Origin of the sequence: uncultured Haliea sp., assembly GCF_963973825.1 — a bacterium.
Lineage (GTDB): Bacteria > Pseudomonadota > Gammaproteobacteria > Pseudomonadales > Halieaceae > Haliea.
Genome location: NZ_CAXBAE010000008.1, coordinates 161,824 through 178,746, shown reverse-complemented (window position 1 = coordinate 178,746; position 16,923 = coordinate 161,824). Strand labels below are relative to the sequence as shown.

At 64.5% G+C, this 16,923-nt stretch carries 14 protein-coding genes; 5 read left to right on the top strand and 9 right to left on the bottom strand.

Going from position 1 to position 16,923, the window contains the following annotated elements:
• Nucleotides 1-84: 84 nt before the first annotated feature.
• The 3 genes from AACZ17_RS11285 to AACZ17_RS11275 are packed head-to-tail and all read right to left on the bottom strand — an operon-like array spanning nucleotide 85 to nucleotide 2,434.
• Nucleotides 85-423: a DUF3325 family protein gene (locus AACZ17_RS11285; RefSeq protein WP_290746082.1), complete on the bottom strand. Its 339-nt coding sequence runs from the start codon at nucleotides 421-423 to the stop codon at nucleotides 85-87.
• Nucleotides 416-2,098 carry a PepSY-associated TM helix domain-containing protein gene (locus AACZ17_RS11280; protein ID WP_290746079.1) on the bottom strand — a complete coding sequence of 561 codons (1,683 nt, stop codon included), beginning with the start codon at nucleotides 2,096-2,098 and terminating at the stop codon, nucleotides 416-418. Before AACZ17_RS11280 ends, AACZ17_RS11285 begins: the two co-directional genes overlap by 8 nt.
• A 3-nt stretch (nucleotides 2,099-2,101) precedes the next feature.
• Nucleotides 2,102-2,434: an iron uptake protein gene (locus AACZ17_RS11275; protein ID WP_290746076.1), complete on the bottom strand. Its 333-nt coding sequence runs from the start codon at nucleotides 2,432-2,434 to the stop codon at nucleotides 2,102-2,104.
• A 190-nt stretch (nucleotides 2,435-2,624) separates the two neighbouring features.
• On the opposite strand from AACZ17_RS11275, the gene AACZ17_RS11270 reads away from it, so the two are divergent.
• Together AACZ17_RS11270 and AACZ17_RS11265 are read left to right on the top strand one after the other, a co-directional pair.
• Nucleotides 2,625-4,007, top strand: coding sequence for an FAD-binding oxidoreductase (locus AACZ17_RS11270; RefSeq protein WP_290746073.1), 1,383 nt, complete (start codon nucleotides 2,625-2,627; stop codon nucleotides 4,005-4,007).
• A gap of 83 nt (nucleotides 4,008-4,090) precedes the next feature.
• Entirely contained in the window at nucleotides 4,091-4,474 is a 384-nt protein-coding gene (locus tag AACZ17_RS11265; RefSeq protein ID WP_290746070.1) for a hotdog domain-containing protein, read from the top strand.
• A gap of 23 nt (nucleotides 4,475-4,497) precedes the next feature.
• Here AACZ17_RS11265 and AACZ17_RS11260 read toward each other — a convergent pair whose 3' ends face one another.
• From AACZ17_RS11260 to AACZ17_RS11250, 3 genes are read right to left on the bottom strand one after another with little or no spacing between them, the layout of a single operon-like run.
• Entirely contained in the window at nucleotides 4,498-5,226 is a 729-nt protein-coding gene (locus tag AACZ17_RS11260; protein ID WP_290746067.1) for an ABC transporter ATP-binding protein, read from the bottom strand.
• The gene (locus tag AACZ17_RS11255; protein ID WP_290746064.1) at nucleotides 5,219-6,457 is read right to left on the bottom strand and encodes an FtsX-like permease family protein; all 1,239 of its coding nucleotides are present in this window, start codon (nucleotides 6,455-6,457) and stop codon (nucleotides 5,219-5,221) included. The genes AACZ17_RS11260 and AACZ17_RS11255 overlap by 8 nt, the downstream gene beginning before the upstream one ends.
• On the bottom strand, nucleotides 6,450-7,673 hold the full coding sequence (locus AACZ17_RS11250; protein WP_290746061.1) for an efflux RND transporter periplasmic adaptor subunit: 1,224 nt from the start codon (nucleotides 7,671-7,673) through the stop codon (nucleotides 6,450-6,452). Before AACZ17_RS11250 ends, AACZ17_RS11255 begins: the two co-directional genes overlap by 8 nt.
• Nucleotides 7,674-7,819: 146 nt before the next feature.
• Between AACZ17_RS11250 and AACZ17_RS11245 the strand changes: the two genes are divergently transcribed.
• Nucleotides 7,820-9,964 carry a hypothetical protein gene (locus AACZ17_RS11245; RefSeq protein ID WP_290746058.1) on the top strand — a complete coding sequence of 715 codons (2,145 nt, stop codon included), beginning with the start codon at nucleotides 7,820-7,822 and terminating at the stop codon, nucleotides 9,962-9,964.
• Between the two features lie 9 nt (nucleotides 9,965-9,973).
• On the top strand, nucleotides 9,974-12,424 hold the full coding sequence (locus AACZ17_RS11240) for a patatin-like protein (RefSeq protein WP_290746055.1): 2,451 nt from the start codon (nucleotides 9,974-9,976) through the stop codon (nucleotides 12,422-12,424).
• Here the strand turns inward: AACZ17_RS11240 and AACZ17_RS11235 are convergent.
• The 3 genes from AACZ17_RS11235 to AACZ17_RS11225 are packed head-to-tail and all read right to left on the bottom strand — an operon-like array spanning nucleotide 12,395 to nucleotide 15,932.
• Entirely contained in the window at nucleotides 12,395-14,251 is a 1,857-nt protein-coding gene (locus AACZ17_RS11235; protein ID WP_290746052.1) for a DUF3604 domain-containing protein, read from the bottom strand. The genes AACZ17_RS11240 and AACZ17_RS11235 overlap by 30 nt on opposite strands.
• A gap of 35 nt (nucleotides 14,252-14,286) precedes the next feature.
• Nucleotides 14,287-15,483: a cytochrome P450 gene (locus AACZ17_RS11230; RefSeq protein WP_290746049.1), complete on the bottom strand. Its 1,197-nt coding sequence runs from the start codon at nucleotides 15,481-15,483 to the stop codon at nucleotides 14,287-14,289.
• Nucleotides 15,484-15,485: 2 nt separating this feature from the next.
• Nucleotides 15,486-15,932 (bottom strand): 2,4'-dihydroxyacetophenone dioxygenase family protein, encoded by a 447-nt coding sequence (locus AACZ17_RS11225; protein ID WP_290746046.1) that lies wholly within the window; start codon nucleotides 15,930-15,932, stop codon nucleotides 15,486-15,488.
• 166 nt (nucleotides 15,933-16,098) lie between these two features.
• Here AACZ17_RS11225 and AACZ17_RS11220 point away from each other — a divergent pair, with 166 nt between their 5' ends.
• The gene (locus AACZ17_RS11220; protein ID WP_290746043.1) at nucleotides 16,099-16,908 is read left to right on the top strand and encodes a glycerophosphodiester phosphodiesterase; all 810 of its coding nucleotides are present in this window, start codon (nucleotides 16,099-16,101) and stop codon (nucleotides 16,906-16,908) included.
• Nucleotides 16,909-16,923: the final 15 nt, after the last annotated feature.

The following is a 16,923-nucleotide window of genomic DNA, read 5'->3' as shown; positions in this document are numbered from 1 at the left end:
TTGCCACGATTTGTGGCCATTGCCTATTTGCTGCGGAAATGCCGACGCCGCATGATCAGCGAGCAAGCATCCGGACCGCAGTGCTTACCGCCGGGAACTGCCGGGACGCAGGCAAACGGCGGCCCCCCAACAGCGCAAGATAGCAGGGCGCCAGGCAAGCACCATGGCCACCGCCAGCGCCGCCGGCACCAGCAGCATGACCCAGACCAGCACCGCCATGGTCGGCGCATCCGCGCGCAGACAGGCGGCCAGTGCAGCCGCCAGTGCCAACCACCCGAGACAGCGCAACACAGGCGCCGGGTGTCCGCGCGCGGCCCTGGCGGACATCACCTGAGCCCAGTGCACCGGCTTCGCCAGCGCCAGCCACACTGCGCCGCTGAAGCTGCCCAGGGCAGCGATCCACCACCAGGCCACATCAGCCACGTGACATTTCCACAGGCTCTACAGCGGTGCTGGTGGCCTCTGCACCCCGCCCGTACAGCCTGACTGCCGCCGTGAACGCGATGACTGCCACCGCCAAAAGACTGGCATCCACGCCGGCGACCGGCCAGTAGCCCGTTGTGACCGTATGCCACAGGTGATCCCCGGTGGTCACCCAGTTAAGCGTCACCGCCAGCACCGCGAGCGCGGCAATGCCGATACACTGCTCCCGCCAGGCCGGTGACACGGCACCCCGAAGCAGCGCAGCACTGCGTACATAGGCGTGCAGCAGAGCGCACAGCCAGGTGCACCAGAACGCCCGCTCCTCCCATGCAGCGCGCGCGGGAAGCTCTGCCGGCAAGAGCCGATTGGCCACCAGCATGCCCAGCACCGCCAGCACCATCCCCGTGACCGCGGTCACCGCGAGGGCGTCCACCCAGCGCAGTGACCGGGGTGCCTGATGGACCCACTGGCGCTTGCGCTTTTCCGTGAAGAAGATGAATCCCGTTGCGATGCACACGCAGCCGACCAGACCACCAAGGACATAGAGCCAGCGCAGCAGCCAGTGACGGAAGTGCTGCAGATGCAGGCCGGTGAGAAATTCACTCACCGCATGCACCGCAGACGGGGCGGGATCCTCGTACAGGATCTCACCGGTGCTCGCGCTGAAGTGTATCCCCTCACCCACCAGCGCCACCCGGTCGCTGCCCGCCCGAAAAACGCTGACGTAGCCGTTGCGATCACCCACATGCTCGATGGTCAGGAAACCCACCTCCCCCGGTATGCCCCGCTGCGCCCAGCGCGCCTGCGCCTGCGCCACCATCGCATCTACCGAAGCGAGCGGCGCGGGCACGCCCGCGGGCTCATGGGGCAAGCCCGTGCGCGCCGCCTCCAGCACATCGTGTTGCCTGTCCAGGGGCCGCAGCAGCGAGTCATGCACGGGCAGGTAGATGGCGGCAAAGATCAGCAGCCCGGTGAGGGCGAAGAAAAAATGAAAAGGCAGCGCGACCACACCGGTCAGGTTGTGCAGGTCCAGGGTACTGCGCTGGCTGCGCTTGTGCGGCCGGAAAGTGAACAACTCGCGCAACAGGCGGCGGTGAATCACCAGTCCGGTTACCAGCGCGGCCAGCATGGACATGGCTGCCAGCCCAACCACCCAATAGCCGATGATCGCCGGCGAGGTATGCAGGCTGTAATGCATGGGGTAGAAGAAATCGGTGCCCATCTGCAGCCGATTGTCGGGCAGGAACGTCCCGCTGCGCGGGTCGACCTGGGCTCGCCCATGCACATGCAGGTGATCGTCTGCCGGGTTCAGGGGTGCATTGGGCACGCCGAACTCCGCGCCCACCAGCAGTACCGGGTCGCGATGTGTGGTGTAGGCGAACAGCGACACCAGCGGCAGGCTGGCCGCATCCGGCAGCTCACCCGCCACGCGGCGCGCGACGCGCTCAAGGTCAGCAGGATCCGGGCGCAGGCGCTGGTACACCGGTGCCAACACCCGATCGAAGGACGGCATGGGCTGCACCGCGAAACGGGTTTCCGGAACCGCCCAGCGATCGATCTCGCGGTCGAACACCGACAGGGTGCCAAAGAAAAACACCACCATCAGCACGTAGCCCAGTACCAGACCGAAACCCGTATGCACCCAGGCCATGGCCTGGCGAACCGTCTCAAACATGCCTCAACCCCCGGCCAGAAGCCTGAGCTGCCAATGGGCCGCGAGTGCCGTGAACGCTGCGCCCACACCGAACAGGCACAACCAAAGCCGCAGCAGGCTGCGCGCAATGTAGGCCCAGAGGAAGAGCGCGAGAAAGCCGGGGAAGGCCACCAGCATCGCCACCATCCAGGCCTCATCCCAGGCTATGCCGCCCGCCACCTGCGCCACGATCAGCAGGCTGCTGACGCCCCAGACAAACGTGTAGCTGCCGAACAGGCTGACGAAAACCCGCGCTGCCAGCGCCCTGAGCCGCAACGGCGCAGCAGCCGACCGATAGTGCAACGGACGTTCCGACATTATGGATCCTGATCGCTGAATATTTGAATGATAATTATTCTTATTTGATAAAAGATGTCAAGCGCTGCGCGGACACCCGGAGAGCACAGGCGCGCGGCCTGCTTTCTTGATCCGGGGCAAGCCAGACGCAGTACGGATATGTAATCATGCTTTCCTGTCTGACGGCATGGCGATACGGAGGAGCGGAGGCATGAGCATCATCGATGAGATAGGCGCGGTGGTCGGGCCCAAGGGATTACTGCTGGGCGCCGATGTCCGTGCCAGGCCAAATCACAGCTGGGGCCAGGGCAGCTGCGAGGCGCAAGCCATCGTGCGCCCTGCCAGCACGGCTGAGGTGTCGGAGGTCATGCGCATCTGTCACGCCCAGAACCAGAGCGTGGTGCCCTGGGGCGGCCTCAGCGGCCTGGTGGACGGCATCACCTGCTCGGCGAGTGACATCGTCTTGTCCCTGGAGCGCATGCAGGCTATCGAGCACCTCGACGACGGCGCCGGGGTGATGACGGTACAGGCCGGCGCCATTGTGCAGACGGTACAGGAGGCGGCAGCGCAAGCGGGCTGGCTGTTCGCCGTGGACTTCGGCGCACGCGGCAGTGCGCGCATCGGCGGGATGATTGCCACCAATGCCGGGGGCAACAGCGTGGTGCGTTACGGCATGGCCAGGGAGCAGGTACTGGGGCTGGAGGCCGTACTGGCCGATGGCACGGTCATCAGTTCAATGAACGAGATGCTGAAGAACAATGCGGGCTACGATGTGAAGCATCTGTTCATTGGCTCCGAGGGCACCCTGGGCATTGTCACCCGGGCCGTGTTGCGCCTGCGCCCTGCGCCGCGGGCAACCCAAACCGCCTTTGTCGCGGTGGACGAGTTCCCCTCCCTGCTGCAGCTCCTGCGGCGGCTGGGCACCGAACTGGAGGGCAAGCTCAGCGCGTTCGAGGTCATGTGGAACAGCCACTACCACCTGCTGGTGGAAGAGACGCAGCGGCACCCGGCATTCCTGCCGACACACCACCCGTACTACGTACTGATCGAGGCGCAGGGTGCCAATGGAGATCACCTGGAGGCACAATTCACGGATGCGATGGCTGCCCTGCTGGAGGACGGCCACGTCGTGGACGCCGTCATCGCACAGAGCGGCCAGCAGGCGGACCAGCTCTGGGCGATGCGTGATGACGTGGAGGGGCTTGTGCACCGCATCAACCCGATTGCCGTCTTTGATATCAGCCTGCCGATACGGCACATGGACAACTATATCGACGACCTCACTGCCGCACTGGCAGCGCAGTGCCCGGAGGCGCGGCTGGTCTGCTTCGGCCACATGGGCGACGGCAACCTGCACCTGGGGGTTGGTCCCGCCAACGACCGGCATCGCATCGAGCGCATTGTGTATGAACATCTGGTGCCGCTGCAGGGCTCGGTCTCAGCGGAACACGGGATCGGGCTGGAGAAGCGCGAGTTTCTCTCCTGCAGCCGCTCGCCGGCAGAAATCGCCCTGATGCGCACCCTGAAACAGGCACTGGACCCGAAGAACCTGCTCAATCCCGGCAAGGTGCTGGCGCCCGAGCCCGCACCATAGCGCCTGTTCGAGGGATTCCCGGCTTGCCCTGGAGACCGGAATCGCGCAAGACTGAATACTGACCCTGACAGAAAGACACGACGATGAAGTTCTATTCACGCAAGTGGATCAAGCCGGAAAACCTCAACCCCCACGGCAGCCTGTTTGGTGGGCAACTGTTGAGCTGGATCGATGAAGAGGCGGTGATTTACGCCATGAGCCAGTTGGGTGGAAATCGGCACCTGGTGACCAAGTTCATGTCCGAAATCAATTTCGTCAGCTCCGCGCACCAGGGCGACATTGTCGAGATGGGGGTGGAAGTGACCGCCTGCGGACGCACCTCGGTGACGCTGCGGGCAGAGGTCCGCAACAAGCTCACCAAGCAGACCATCATCTCTATCGATCGCATTGTATTCGTCAATCTGGATGCCCAGGGCGCGCCACTGCCGCACGGTTACGCGTGGCCCGGACAGGACCCCAGCGAGTAACGCAGCCGCCGCAGCGCGGCTGTTTAACCGGTGACCGACGGACCGGTGGGCGCCCGGGTATCGCTGACGATGCGCCCATCCACCAGATCAATGGTTCTGTCGCAGGCCGCGGACAGGCGCGGATCGTGGGTCACCAACAGCACCGCACAGCCCACCTCGCGACCAAAGCGCCGCATCAGCTCGAACACATCCGCCGCGGTACGGGTATCCAGGTTGCCCGTCGGCTCATCCGCAAGCAGCAGCGAGGGCTGGGTGACCAGCGCGCGGGCAATGGCAACCCGCTGCTGCTGGCCTCCGGACAACTGGTTGGGTCGGGTCTGCGCATACTTCTCCAGCCCCATTGCCGCAAGCAGGCTCCGGGCGCGGTCAATCGCCGCGGGGCCCGGACGGCCGTGACGCAGCATCAACGGCATCAACACGTTGTCCAGTGCGCCAAAGGCCTGAACCAGATGATGGAACTGGAAGACAAAGCCGATGGACTCACCGCGTAGCCGTGTGCGGCCGGCATCGTCCATGGTGCTGGTGGGCTCGCCCAGCAGGTACAGCTCGCCGGCAGTGGGCTGGTCCAGCAAGCCGATCAGGTTCAGCAGCGTGCTTTTGCCGGAACCCGAGGGGCCGATCAAGGCGGCGAAATCATCGCGCTCGATGACCAGGTCCAGGCCGTGCAACACCTCCGTCTCGTTGGGCAGGCCGACATTGTAGGATTTGCGCAACCCCGCCAGGCGCAATACCGCCGGCTGTGCTTCAGACATAGCGAATGGCCACCACCGGATCCAGCATCGCCGCCCGCCGTGAGGGCACCGCTGCGGCGAGCACGCCAACCACCGTGGCCAGCACAAGGGCGAACACAACCAGACCGCCGGCGACAGGAATAAAAAACAGGCCCGGACCAAAGGTATTGAATACCCAGACGAGAACGTAGGCACCGGCAATCCCCATCAGGGCACCGAGCAAGCCGTACAGGGCGCCCTGAATCAGAAAAACCTGCAGCACCTGCTGGCGCCCCGCGCCCATGGCGCGCAGGATGCCGATCTCCCGCGTGCGCTGCACGACGCTCACCGACAGGACACTGGCGATGCCAAAGGCCACCGACAGCGATACGAACACGATAATCATGTTGGTGGAGAGGCTTTGCGCGCTCAGCGCATTCATCAGCTGGGCATTCTTTTCCATCCAGCTCTCGGCCTCCAGCCCGGTCAGCCGGGCAATGCGCCGGGCAATCGTGTCGGCGGCGAAAATGTCCTCCACCACCAGGTCGAGCTGGGTTACGCCGCCGGGCAGACCGAGCAGTGCCTGGGCCTGTTTCAGGCCAAGATAGACGTTGCGCGCATCCAGCTCCCGCACACCGAGCTCAAAGACGGCCACGACGTTCACCACCGCCGGATTGTCGCGGCCGGTGTCCAGGCGCAACTTGTCACCCACCGACAGACCGAGCGTGGCGGCCAGCTCACTGCCGATCATGGCTTCACCCGGTTCCAGCCGCACACTGCCGCCGGTGATGTAGTCAGCCAACGGGATAATCTGCTGGTAGCGCTGCAGGTCGATCCCGGTCAGCGCAACGGATTCCAGCGCGGCGCCGCGACCCGCGAAAGCCGGCCCGGCGATCACCGGCGACACGGCCCCCACGGAAGACAGCGTGTCCAGGGTTGCGACCACCTGCTGCCAATTGTTGATGGAGCGGCGCCGCTGGGCGCGCCTGTCTTCCCACACCAGCTGCAGGGTGTCCTCTGCGAACGCCGGCCGCTGGTTCACCTCATCCGGGGCCAGCACGCGGATATGCGCCTGGGTACCGAGGGTGCGCTGCACGATGTTCGACTGCAAACCCTGGATCAGGGCGCTGACAAACACCACCACCGCCACCCCTACCGCCACACCCACCATGATGGTGACTGTCTGCCCGCGGCCATCGCGCAGAAACTGCAGCGCCAATACCCAGGCCGTCCACAGCCGCGCACCCGCAGTGCTGACGGGCGACTCAGTCAAACTGCACCGGCAATGCGTTGCGGTTGCCGTCTGCGCCGCTACGCTCTCCCAGAGGCAGCGGCCAGGGCTCGATACGCACGCGCGTGCCCTCGGCCAGCGCGACGCCGGGATCAACCAGTATCCGGTCCCCCGCTGCCAGCCCGGTCGTCACTTCCGAGAACGCCGTGCCGCGCAGACCCAGCTCCACCGCGACACGCTGCAGCCGGCCCTCGCTGACACGGACTACCTGCGCGCGGGCGCCCTGAACAGCAGCGAGGGCATCATTGGGCAACGCAAGCGCGCTATCGCGTCGCCCCGTCAGGATGCTGACCGATACGGTCATGTCCTCGCGCAGGAAGTCCGGCGCCTGAGCCACCGACAGGTGAGCTTCCACGGTGCCGCGCTCCGGATCCACACGGGGCGCCAGGAAGCGGAGACGCGCGTCAAAGGGCCGCCCGGGATAGGCATCGGCCAGCACCACCGCCGGCTGTCCCAACGCGAGAAACGCGAGGTTCTTCTCATCCAGCGGCACGCGAATTTCGGTTTCGCCGTCGCGGGCCACGGTGAACAGTACCTTGCCCGGCTGCACCAGGTCACCCGGCTCGACATCGCGGGTCAGCACCGTGCCGGCAACCTCTGACCGCACCGTGGTCTTCGCCAGCTGGGCCTGCAGCGATGCCAGTCCGGCGCGCAGCACAGCCTCCTCGGTACCGCCCGGTGCCACAGCCGCAGCCGCCACACGTGCTGTCGCAGCGCCATTCTGCGCCAGCGTTTCCGCCTCCTCCGCCTGTTCCAGCGCCTCCCGTGACAGCAGGCCGCGCGCGGTCAGGTCGCGGCGTCGCTCCGCCTCGCGGCGCGCCTGCAACAGCGTGGTTTCTGCACGGGTCAATGCCAGCTCGGCCTGCGGCCGCGTTGCGGTCTCCAGCTGCTGCAACGCCACCTCCGCCTGCCGCACCTGCGCCGCCAGTTCATCCGGCCGCAGCACCAGCATCACGTCACCCGGGGCAACGCGGTCACCTTCCCGCACACGCCGCTCCAGCACCACGCCGGTCATCTCGGCACCCACCTGCGCCCGGGACACCGCTGCCACCCGGCCGGAAGCCACCACGGTCTGCTGCAGGGGCATGACGGCAAGCTCGTAGGCGGGCAGCGCCGGGCCGCGCCACCACCACCAGAAGACAAGGGCGCAAGCGCAGGCCGCCAGCAGGAGCGCGGTGGCAGGTCTGGTCAGAATCAAGGACGATCCCACTCATGAAGGGTGTTTGCCGAAAGACTATCACAGTCGCCCCGGCAAGGCTGCGGCACCCGCAATCCGCGTCAGACACGACAACACCGGGGTGTTTGTTACACTGACTTGGAGCCATCAACGCAAGGGGCATCAACGTGACAATAACAACCCCGCGTCTTCGCGATGCCTATTGGCTGGTCGCCCTGCTTGGGCTCTACCCTGCCCTCCGCGCCGACCTGTTGCTGCCGCACACCTGGCCTGGCAGGCTGGATGAGCGCTACTCGTTCGGCATTATCGACAACCCCTTCGGCGTTGCCGGTCTGGCCATCGCTGGCCTGGCGTGGTGGCTGGCACGGCCCCTGGGTGGAAAACGCTACCTGCTCGCCGTGCCACCCTGTCTCCTGGTCACGCTGGCCGCAAGCCCGGTGGGCAACCTGCTAGATGGCATCAACAGCGTCTACGTCGCCTCTGCCGTTGTGGTAGCGATACTGTTCATCGCCCACGGGAAGGTGATGTCATTGGGCTTTGCGCTGTTTGCCATGCTGCTGCTGTTATTGTGGCAGTTCGATGATGCGGTCTCGCTGAGCGCCGCCGCCCTTTGCCTGTTGACCCTGGTCGTCGGCCGCCTTGCCGTGGAATCCGTGCGGCAGAACCTGCCTTTCGCTCGCGATCTCGGTCGCAGCAACATGCGCGCACTGATCACCCGGGCACTGATGCTCTGGTGGCCGATGCTGCTGCTGATTGCGCTTGGCCTGCACCTGGGCAACCGGCTCAGTGAAGGCGGCGAAGCGATGCTCTACCGCAGCGGCTCGGTCACTCCCTACTGCGCTCTGGAGGCGGGTGATGCGAACATCATACTCGCGTGCCCCCCGGGCCATGCCCGACTGCTCCCCGAGCAGATCACCCGGCTGGCACCCATGGAAACCGCCACGCAAACCCTCTGCGCTTATGTTCCACCGCTGCCCTTTGACGACATCCACGACGTGCAGCCGGCACCCTTCCAGTGCCCGCCGGACCTGGAAACAGCCATCGCCTGGCAGGTCAGCCGGCTTGATATCTTCAGCAATATCGACCGGACAGTTGCCAGGGCATATGCCGCACAGCACCAGCGGCTGGAGCTGGCATTGAGCAGCGTCGACAGCACTGTCGACCGCGTTCCCGATGTGGCCGAGCGCGAGGCGCGCCGCCTGTTTGCCGTGGTGCCGGCCTCCACCGGCATGCGCACCGTTTCCTGCGGTTTTGCCGATATTGGCTGCGGTGCCAGGAACCTGGTTGTCTCGGAGCTGAACAAGGCCTACCGCAAATCCAGGGCGCGCACCGAACGGAAGTTTGTTGCCGATATGCGCGGGCGGGCGGCAGCGCTGAAGACAGACGCCGAGGACGCGGCTTGGGTACCAACGGCACGAACCCGGCTGCAGGCGCTGCTGGGGGACGCACAGCGCCAGACCCACAATGCCATCGCCCGCTTCCGCACCGCCAGCGAAGCTGCGCAGCAGTTGCTGCTGCTGTGGCTTGTGGTCATCGCCATCAAGAGCTACCTGTACGTCTTTGCCCGCGTCGTCTTCGACCGCTCCACCGAGATTGATGTGGATCTGCTGGAGGTTGAAGGAACACCCGCGCAGGGCGTCGTGCGGCACCGACAGGAAGTGAATATTGCCGCCGACTACCCCTGCGACATTTACTACAAGGCGAACTACCAGCCCCTGGGCCCGGCGCCGCGTTTCAGCATTCCCCAATGGCGGTCATCGCTGCTCTCAAGGCTGCGCTATGGCGCCTGGAACATGAGCCATGTGGCGATGCCGCTGCAGGCGGGCAGCAGCCTGACATTCAATTCCGTGGAAGCCGAACACCTGGTGGACTGGGAAATGGCAGAAGGTGAAGAGGTGGTCTTCAGCTACCGCAACTTTGTAGCGATGAACGCACATGTTGAGCTGCGCACGGTGATAAGCCTGCGCGTCGCCACGTTGCTGATGGGGCGCATGGTATTCCACACAGCGCGCTGCCGCGGCGGACCCGGCCGCCTGATACTGCGGACGCGCGGGCGGCCCGCCACCGCCGAGCAGGTACAGCAGAGTATCCCGGCCGCGCGGCTGATTGCCTGGGACCGCTATGCACGCTTTTCGGTAGACAGCCACCTGACCCGCACCGACATCTTCCTCAACGGCTTCAACCTGCGGCGCAGCGCCTCTGCGGCAGAAGGACAGCCGCAGGGTATATTGATAGTTGAGGCGGACGCGCGGGACGGCGGTATACTGGTTGGCACACTGCGCTTCGCGAAAACCTTTTTGCTACCCGTTTGAGGAGCCGACATGACTGCCAGAGATGCACCCAATGCCGCACCCGAACGGGAGCTGCGGTTGGCCCTGGTGTGCTATGGCGGCGTATCGCTCGCTGTGTACATGCATGGCGTGACGCGGGAAATCCTCAAGCTCGTGCGGGCGTCCAGGGCCTATCACGCTGTGCCCGAGGAGTCGGCGGCTGCCGCACAGTATGTTGATGCCGCGCCACACCGCGGCGAACTGGACACGGAAACCGTTTACTTCGAGCTGCTGCAACAAATCGGCGGGCACGTGCGCCTGCGGGTGCTGGTGGACGTGATTGCCGGCGCATCAGCTGGCGGCATCAACGGCATCATGCTGGCGCGCGCGCTGGCTTTTGACCTCTCGCTCGACGCGCATCGCAAGCTGTGGCTGGATCTTGCGGATATCGAGGCACTGCTGGACCCCGCCGCGCGACCCTCGCGACTCTCGAAGCTCTACATGCGCCCACTGTTCTGGCTGGCCGGGCTGCTGCGCAAACGCCACAACCGACGGGCGGGCATTACCAGTGAAGATCCGGAGGTGCTGCGGAACCTGTCGCTGTTCATGCGCTCCCGCTGGTTTGAGCCACCCTTTTCCGGGCCCACCATGAGCAACATGATGCTTGATGCACTGGAAGCGCTCGGCGAGGAGCAGGCCGACGGTTGCCAGTCACTGCTGCCGCCGGGACTGCCACTGGAGTTGTTCGTCACCACCACGGACTTCTGGGGCTCGCCGCAAACCATCCCCCTGCACGACCCGGCAACGGTGCGCGAACGGGAACACCGCCACACCTTCCACTTTCACCACCAGTTCAATCAGAACCGCGACCTGCACCCCTCTACGCTGGGCCGCGATCATCTCCCGTCGCTGGCGTTTGCAGCGCGCGCCACCAGCAGTTTCCCTGGCGCCTTCCCGCCGCTGCGCCTGGCGGAAATGGATGCGGTACTGGAGCAGCGCAGCACCCGCTGGGAAGGCCGCAATGCCTTTATCACACGCCAGCTGCGCAGCGCCCGCCGCGCGGGCGAGCGTGCAGACGAGGCGGCTTTTATCGACGGCAGCGTACTGATGAACAAGCCGGTCTCGGTAGCGCTGGACGCCGTACAGCGCCATCCGGCCCACCGGGAAACAGATCGCCGACTGGTCTACCTGGAGCCCAACCCGGAACCGGAACGCGAAACCGCGCGCGAGGCGCCCGGCTTTTTCACCACCCTGCTGGGCGCGCTCTCCAGCATTCCGCGCCACCAGCCGATTCGCGACGACCTGGAATGGATTGCCGAGTTCAACAACACCGTACACCTGCATCGTGAGGTCGCCGATGGTGTGCGCGCGCAGGTGCTGGCAACTGTGGGCAACCAACTGGACGATACGCTCAATAAGGCGCCCTCTGCGGCCACCATTGCCACCTGGGGCAAGAACGCCAATATGCGCGCCGCCGTCGATGCCGGCTACGCCTATGAGGGCTACTCGCGTTTAAAGGTGCTCGGTCTGCTGGATGAGTTGGCAGAACTGTTCCAGCGCAGCACGCGCGGGCTCACCCGGGCCGAAGCCGTCACCCGGCTACAGGCCTGGGCGCGCATGACGCGCATCCGACCCATGGGTGACAGCGCCAGCAGCGCACGCTTTCAGGAAGCGACCCCCTGGGTGCAGTTCCTGCGCAACTACGATATCCGTCACCGGCTGCGGCGGGTCATGCTGCTTATCCGCCGTGCGAATGAACTGTATACCGACCCCGACACCCTGCGCATTCCACGCTATCGTGAGCATCTCGACCAACTCAAGTTACGGCTGTACGGCCGCGCAGAAACCCTGCGCGAGCACATGGACTGGCGCGGCGCACATCTGGAGCGTCCCGGAGAAGACTGTCTGGACGACCACCTGAACGCCTTCCTGGTGCGCGTTCGGGAACGGCTGAACCTGGTGGAGTTCGATACGGCGCTGGAGAGCGAACTGGCAGACTGGTGCCAGGCGGCGGGCGCCATGCATCTGGTTCGCGAGGTGCTCACCAGCTACCTGGGCTTCGCCCACTACGACGTGCTGACCTACCCGATGAGCCAAAGCCGGCAGATGGACACACTGGAACAGATCAAAGTCGATCGCATCGCTGTGGACGACGCCAACAGCCTGCGCCACGGTGGCGCGCGGGATATTCTGAAAGGCGTGCAGTTTGGCAACTTTGGCGCCTTCTTTTCACGGCGCTTTCGCGAGAACGACTATCTCTGGGGGCGCCTCACCGCGGCCGAGCGGCTGGTGGACATTGTCGGCAGTGCAGCGCCTGAGGCGGTTGCCGCCGGGCTCGACCTGCAGGATTACAAGCGCCGGCTGTTCCTCGCCATACTGCGCGCCGAAGCCCCCCACCTCACCCACATCGCTGAGATGATCACTGAACTGGAAGCCGTTGCCCGCGACATGGGCAACGGCTCCGATGTCGCCTCAACGGGTCGGTCGGTACCAGACCGGTGAGGTATAGGCCCGCTCCTGCAGGGTGGATGGATAACCCTCGGCCTCCTCCTGCTTGAGCGCCAGCGCGTCGAGCAGGGAATGGCGCGGTGTCGGAATCTGCAGCACGCGCACGTAATAAAACGCGTTCTGGGACGGATCGAAATCCGGGTCCTGCCAGAGCGTCGCGAGACGCGCCGCACCGATGCTGTTGTCCCACTCACCGGTCGCCAGATTCACGGTGTTACCTACCGCGGGCAGTACCCCGGCTGCATCCAGCTCCCGCGCATCAGACCAGGCAACATCGTAAATGCGCTCATGAGTGGCCCCCGCCGCATCAATCCAGCCCTTGATGACCTGAATCCGGTCGAGATTGGCGCCCACCGGGTCGCGCGAGGCCTGCACCAGAATCTGCGGAGCGGTGTCTGTAGGCGCTGTGGGCAGCTCGCCGCCCATCGGCACACCCGCCGCAGCGGCCGCCTGCCAGTCTTCCGCACTGTCTGCGCCAAGCACAGGCAGGTTCCAACCGGCATACAGTCTCACGCCGATACGCGGACCACTGGTGGCATAGACTTCTCGTCGGCGCAGGGCCTCCAGAATGGATTCCCGGGTGTTGTTCTCCGCCCAGACTGCAGCAAGCCCGGAGGCCGACATTGCCCAGCCGCTGGGGCCCTCCTCGTCAGCCCAGCGATTCTGCTTGTTGGCCGGGATGGAATCCGTGGCCAATTTACCGTGGAAGTTGTTCTCCTCCGCCGAGGACAGGCTGGTGTGGGAATCGGTGGAGCCGATAAAGCCCAACTGGTAGGGGTTCACGCCAAGTTCAGCTTCCAGTGCCAGCCCACGGAGCAAGGCCGGGCGCAGAAAATCACCGGCCGCGGGGGTGTAATCGCTCGCACCCTGCTGAATGTAGAACGGGTAGTTTTCAAACGCCGCAAAGGAATCATCGGGCGACAGCGCCGGATGGGTTTCTGAATCGCCCTTGATCTGCGTAATCTCCGCTACCGGCTCCCAATAACTGCGCACGCTGGCCAGCTCCTCCGTCAGTGGCTCCCCCCGCAGCGTGGTTTCGTCGAACATGAAGCCCTTGGAAATGTTGGAGTTGTGGGGAATCGCTATGAAATCATCACCGGTTTCCTGCGCGGTGGCGGCCAGCCACTGCCACAGGTCCTCAGGGTACTGGCTGTCATCCAGGCCGAAGGGCTGGTATTTGCGCGCGCTGCGCGCATCCCCGTCCGTGACCACCACGCGATGCAGATTGGCACCGCCGGGAATCGAACTCCACTCCCAGCCTATCAGCGCCGTAAAGCGTCCCGGCTGGTTGTACCGGTCTGCAGTTTCGGCAATGTGTCGCCAGGTGTCGGTTTCCACGGATGGCATGTCCGGTATCATGCTGGAGCCAACACGCAGACTCTTGGCGGCCTCGCGGGGATCGTCGGTGGACTTGGGCAGAACCGACACGAACAGTTCACGGCCGCGTCCCTCGTCTACCCGGCGCCGCAGCAGCCAGCCGACAAAATCAGCTTTCAGCCTGTCGACAAGGCCCAGGTTCACACCGTCCGAGCCGCTGTAATAAAGATGGCGAATCACGCCCATGTACTCGGCGTGGTCAGACACCACGAGAAAGTCCAGCGGCGTTTCGATCTGCAGGCGTGCGCCGTGATACGGGTGCACCACAGGAAGGCCTTGCGCGTAACGGTAGGCGGTGTCCGGGTCCGCAAGCAGGTTGTTGTTGGCAAAGGCGTCGGAGGAATAGGTGGTGTGGAGATGAGTGTCACCCCACAGCAGGGTTTTCTCCTGGGCGCTGGCCGCGACAGGCAGTAGCAACAGAGCGAGAAAGACGGCGTGACGCATGCAGGTTTCCTTTTATTTTGCTGGTTGGCCGTTGGTCAGGCGGCTTGCAGACGAACCGGCATCTGTTTGAAAGCGTGAATACTGTTGGAGCGGATAAACACCGGCTCTCCGGTACGCTCTATGCCGGCGAAGGCGCGAAAAAATTCCTCAAAGAAAATTCGCGCTTCCATGCGCGCCAGGTTGGCACCGAGACACAGGTGAATGCCGTGACCAAAGGCGAGATGCGGATTGGGGGAACGCGTCACATCAAAACGCATCGGATCGGCAAACACCTCCTCGTCAAAATTGCCCGAGCTGTACAGCATCACAACGCGCTCACCCTCACGAATCGGCTGCCCGCGCACCTGCGTATCGCAGGTGGCCGTGCGACGGAAATAATGCAGGGGGCAGGTCCAGCGCAGCATCTCTTCTATCGCGAGTGGCAGTGCACCAGGGTTGGATGCCAGCTGCCGATACAGCCCGGGGATACGCAACACCTGATCCATGCCGGAACTGATCAGGCCGCGGGTGGTTTCGTTGCCGGCCACGGCAAGCTGCACGAAGAGCGAGGCAAACTCCATCTCCGACACCGTGTGCCCGTCGATCTCCTGATTGACCAGCAGCGAAACGAGGTCTTCACCCTTGCCATCGCGACGCTGTGCTGCCAGTGAATAGCCGTAGGACCCCATATCGATGGACGCCTGTGTCACCTCTTCCGGCGTACCGCCAAGATCCGGATCCGACCCGGAGGTCTGCACGTCCGACCAGCGACGTATCTGCGGCCACATGTCTTCCGGAATATCCAGCAGTGAGCAGATCACGGCGGTGGGCAGGTCACCCGCCAGGTCGTCGACAAAATTGATTTCCGTGCCGCACTGCACACCGGACATGATGCGTCGCGCAATGTCCCGAACCCTGGGCTCGAGCTCGGCAAGGCGCCGCGATGTAAAGCGCGTGATAACGGCGCGACGAATCGGGCCGTGATTGGGCGGATCCATGCCGAGCAGCTGGTTCTGCACCATGCCGAGAATGTCCGGCGGCATGTCGTCCACCATGACGAAGCCGCGCTGGGCAGAAAAGGTTTTGAAGTCCCGCGACACGGCAACGATGTCCGCGTGCTTGCTCAACACCCAGTAACCACCTCCGTCCGGGTGCGGATGCCAGTACACCGGCGCGTGTTCGCGCAGCCAGGCAAACTGTGCATGCGGAATGCCCTGCACGTAGCTGTCGGGGCTGTAAATATCGATCTCCATAGTCACCCCATCAGCACGTTGGGTCGCGGCAGACCCTGTTGCTCACACATGGCAAGGTAGAACGCCAGGGTGAGTGCACCATCCACCACCGAGGTGATATTGCCCGCGGCATCAAGGTTGATGTTGGAGCCCGTCATGTGGAACCACACCCGAGTGTTGTCCTCGATGCACTGCAGTGTGTGTACCGAGCCCGCGGGCTCATAGAGGAATGAGCCCGCGCGGTTCACGTAATCATATTCCTTGTACTTCCAGGCGCCACCGGTTGTGAAGCCATACACCGGCCCGGTGTGGCGGTGGGTTTCCACTTCGTAGCCTGCCTGGAAAATATTCTCGATGACCCAGATGCCTTCATCCGGTTTCACCTGCAGCACCTTGAGTTGGCTGCCATCGCCGATGTCGACGAAGGGCAGATCGTTGTTGCCGATGTGAACGGCGAGGGGCATATCCATGGCAAGGCTCCGCTGCGTGCTGTTGGAGGGCGACGATGCTACCGGCGACTAATTCTTGTTAGCCGAGGATACTGCTTGCCTGCCCCGGCAACAAGTGCGCGACCACCGCTGGACAGCGCGAAGGGAGCGCGTATGGTTGCAACAGCGCCCCGCATAGAGGATCAACATGCCCAGTCCAAGCAGCCTCCTGAACAGCCTCGCCAACTGCCTGTGGGTGCTGGCGCCAGGTTCGCGCACCCCGTTGCGCGGTCGTGAAGTGCGACTCGTCGCACACCGGGGGGCGCACGGCCCCGGACTCGCGCAGGAAAACACGCTTGAGGCCTTTGCACTGTGTGCCAGGGCTGGCGTGTGGGCAGTGGAAACCGATGTACGGCTCACGGCTGATGGGCACCCGGTGATCTGTCACGACCCGCATTGCGGCCGCCTGCACGGGCGGCCCGACCTGGTGATTGCCGAATGCACACTGGAGAGGCTGCGCGCCGACATTCCCGCGATCCCGACACTCTCCGAACTCGTGCACCACCTTGGCGGCCAGGTGCACCTTATGCTGGAACTCAAGGAATCATGGCGCCAGCGCCCCGAGTACCCGGCGCGTGTGCTCGCCTGTCTGACCGAACTGCAACCGGTGTGCGACTTCCACCTGCTGTCGCTGGTGCCCGACCATCTCGAGGGTTTCCCGACAGTGCCCCGCGCCGCCTGTGTCGACGTCGCCTGGATGAACACCCGCCGCATCATTGCGGAGAACGCGGCCCTCGGCCACGGCGCAGTCGCCGGGTCCTTCGCACTGCTGGGGCGTCGACGCCTGCGCCAGTTGCAGGCCAGCGGGCGACAGGTGGGCACCGGTTTCGTCAGCCGGGCAGGCGCGCTGCGCCGCGAGGTGTATCGCGGTGCAGACTGGATCTTTACCGACCATGCACTGGCCCTTCAGTCCCTGGTTCACAGCGAGGCGCCGCCTGCATCCGCGCACACCGACTGAGGCTGCGCGATACCC

Coding starts and splice junctions, on each gene's coding strand:
- AACZ17_RS11280 (WP_290746079.1), bottom strand. CDS start 2,098: ATGTTTGAGACGGTTCGCCAGGCCATGGCCTGGGTGCATACGGGTTTC.
- AACZ17_RS11275 (WP_290746076.1), bottom strand. CDS start 2,434: ATGTCGGAACGTCCGTTGCACTATCGGTCGGCTGCTGCGCCGTTGCGG.
- AACZ17_RS11270 (WP_290746073.1), top strand. CDS start 2,625: ATGAGCATCATCGATGAGATAGGCGCGGTGGTCGGGCCCAAGGGATTA.
- AACZ17_RS11265 (WP_290746070.1), top strand. CDS start 4,091: ATGAAGTTCTATTCACGCAAGTGGATCAAGCCGGAAAACCTCAACCCC.
- AACZ17_RS11260 (WP_290746067.1), bottom strand. CDS start 5,226: ATGTCTGAAGCACAGCCGGCGGTATTGCGCCTGGCGGGGTTGCGCAAA.
- AACZ17_RS11240 (WP_290746055.1), top strand. CDS start 9,974: ATGACTGCCAGAGATGCACCCAATGCCGCACCCGAACGGGAGCTGCGG.
- AACZ17_RS11235 (WP_290746052.1), bottom strand. CDS start 14,251: ATGCGTCACGCCGTCTTTCTCGCTCTGTTGCTACTGCCTGTCGCGGCC.
- AACZ17_RS11230 (WP_290746049.1), bottom strand. CDS start 15,483: ATGGAGATCGATATTTACAGCCCCGACAGCTACGTGCAGGGCATTCCG.
- AACZ17_RS11225 (WP_290746046.1), bottom strand. CDS start 15,932: ATGGATATGCCCCTCGCCGTTCACATCGGCAACAACGATCTGCCCTTC.
- AACZ17_RS11220 (WP_290746043.1), top strand. CDS start 16,099: ATGCCCAGTCCAAGCAGCCTCCTGAACAGCCTCGCCAACTGCCTGTGG.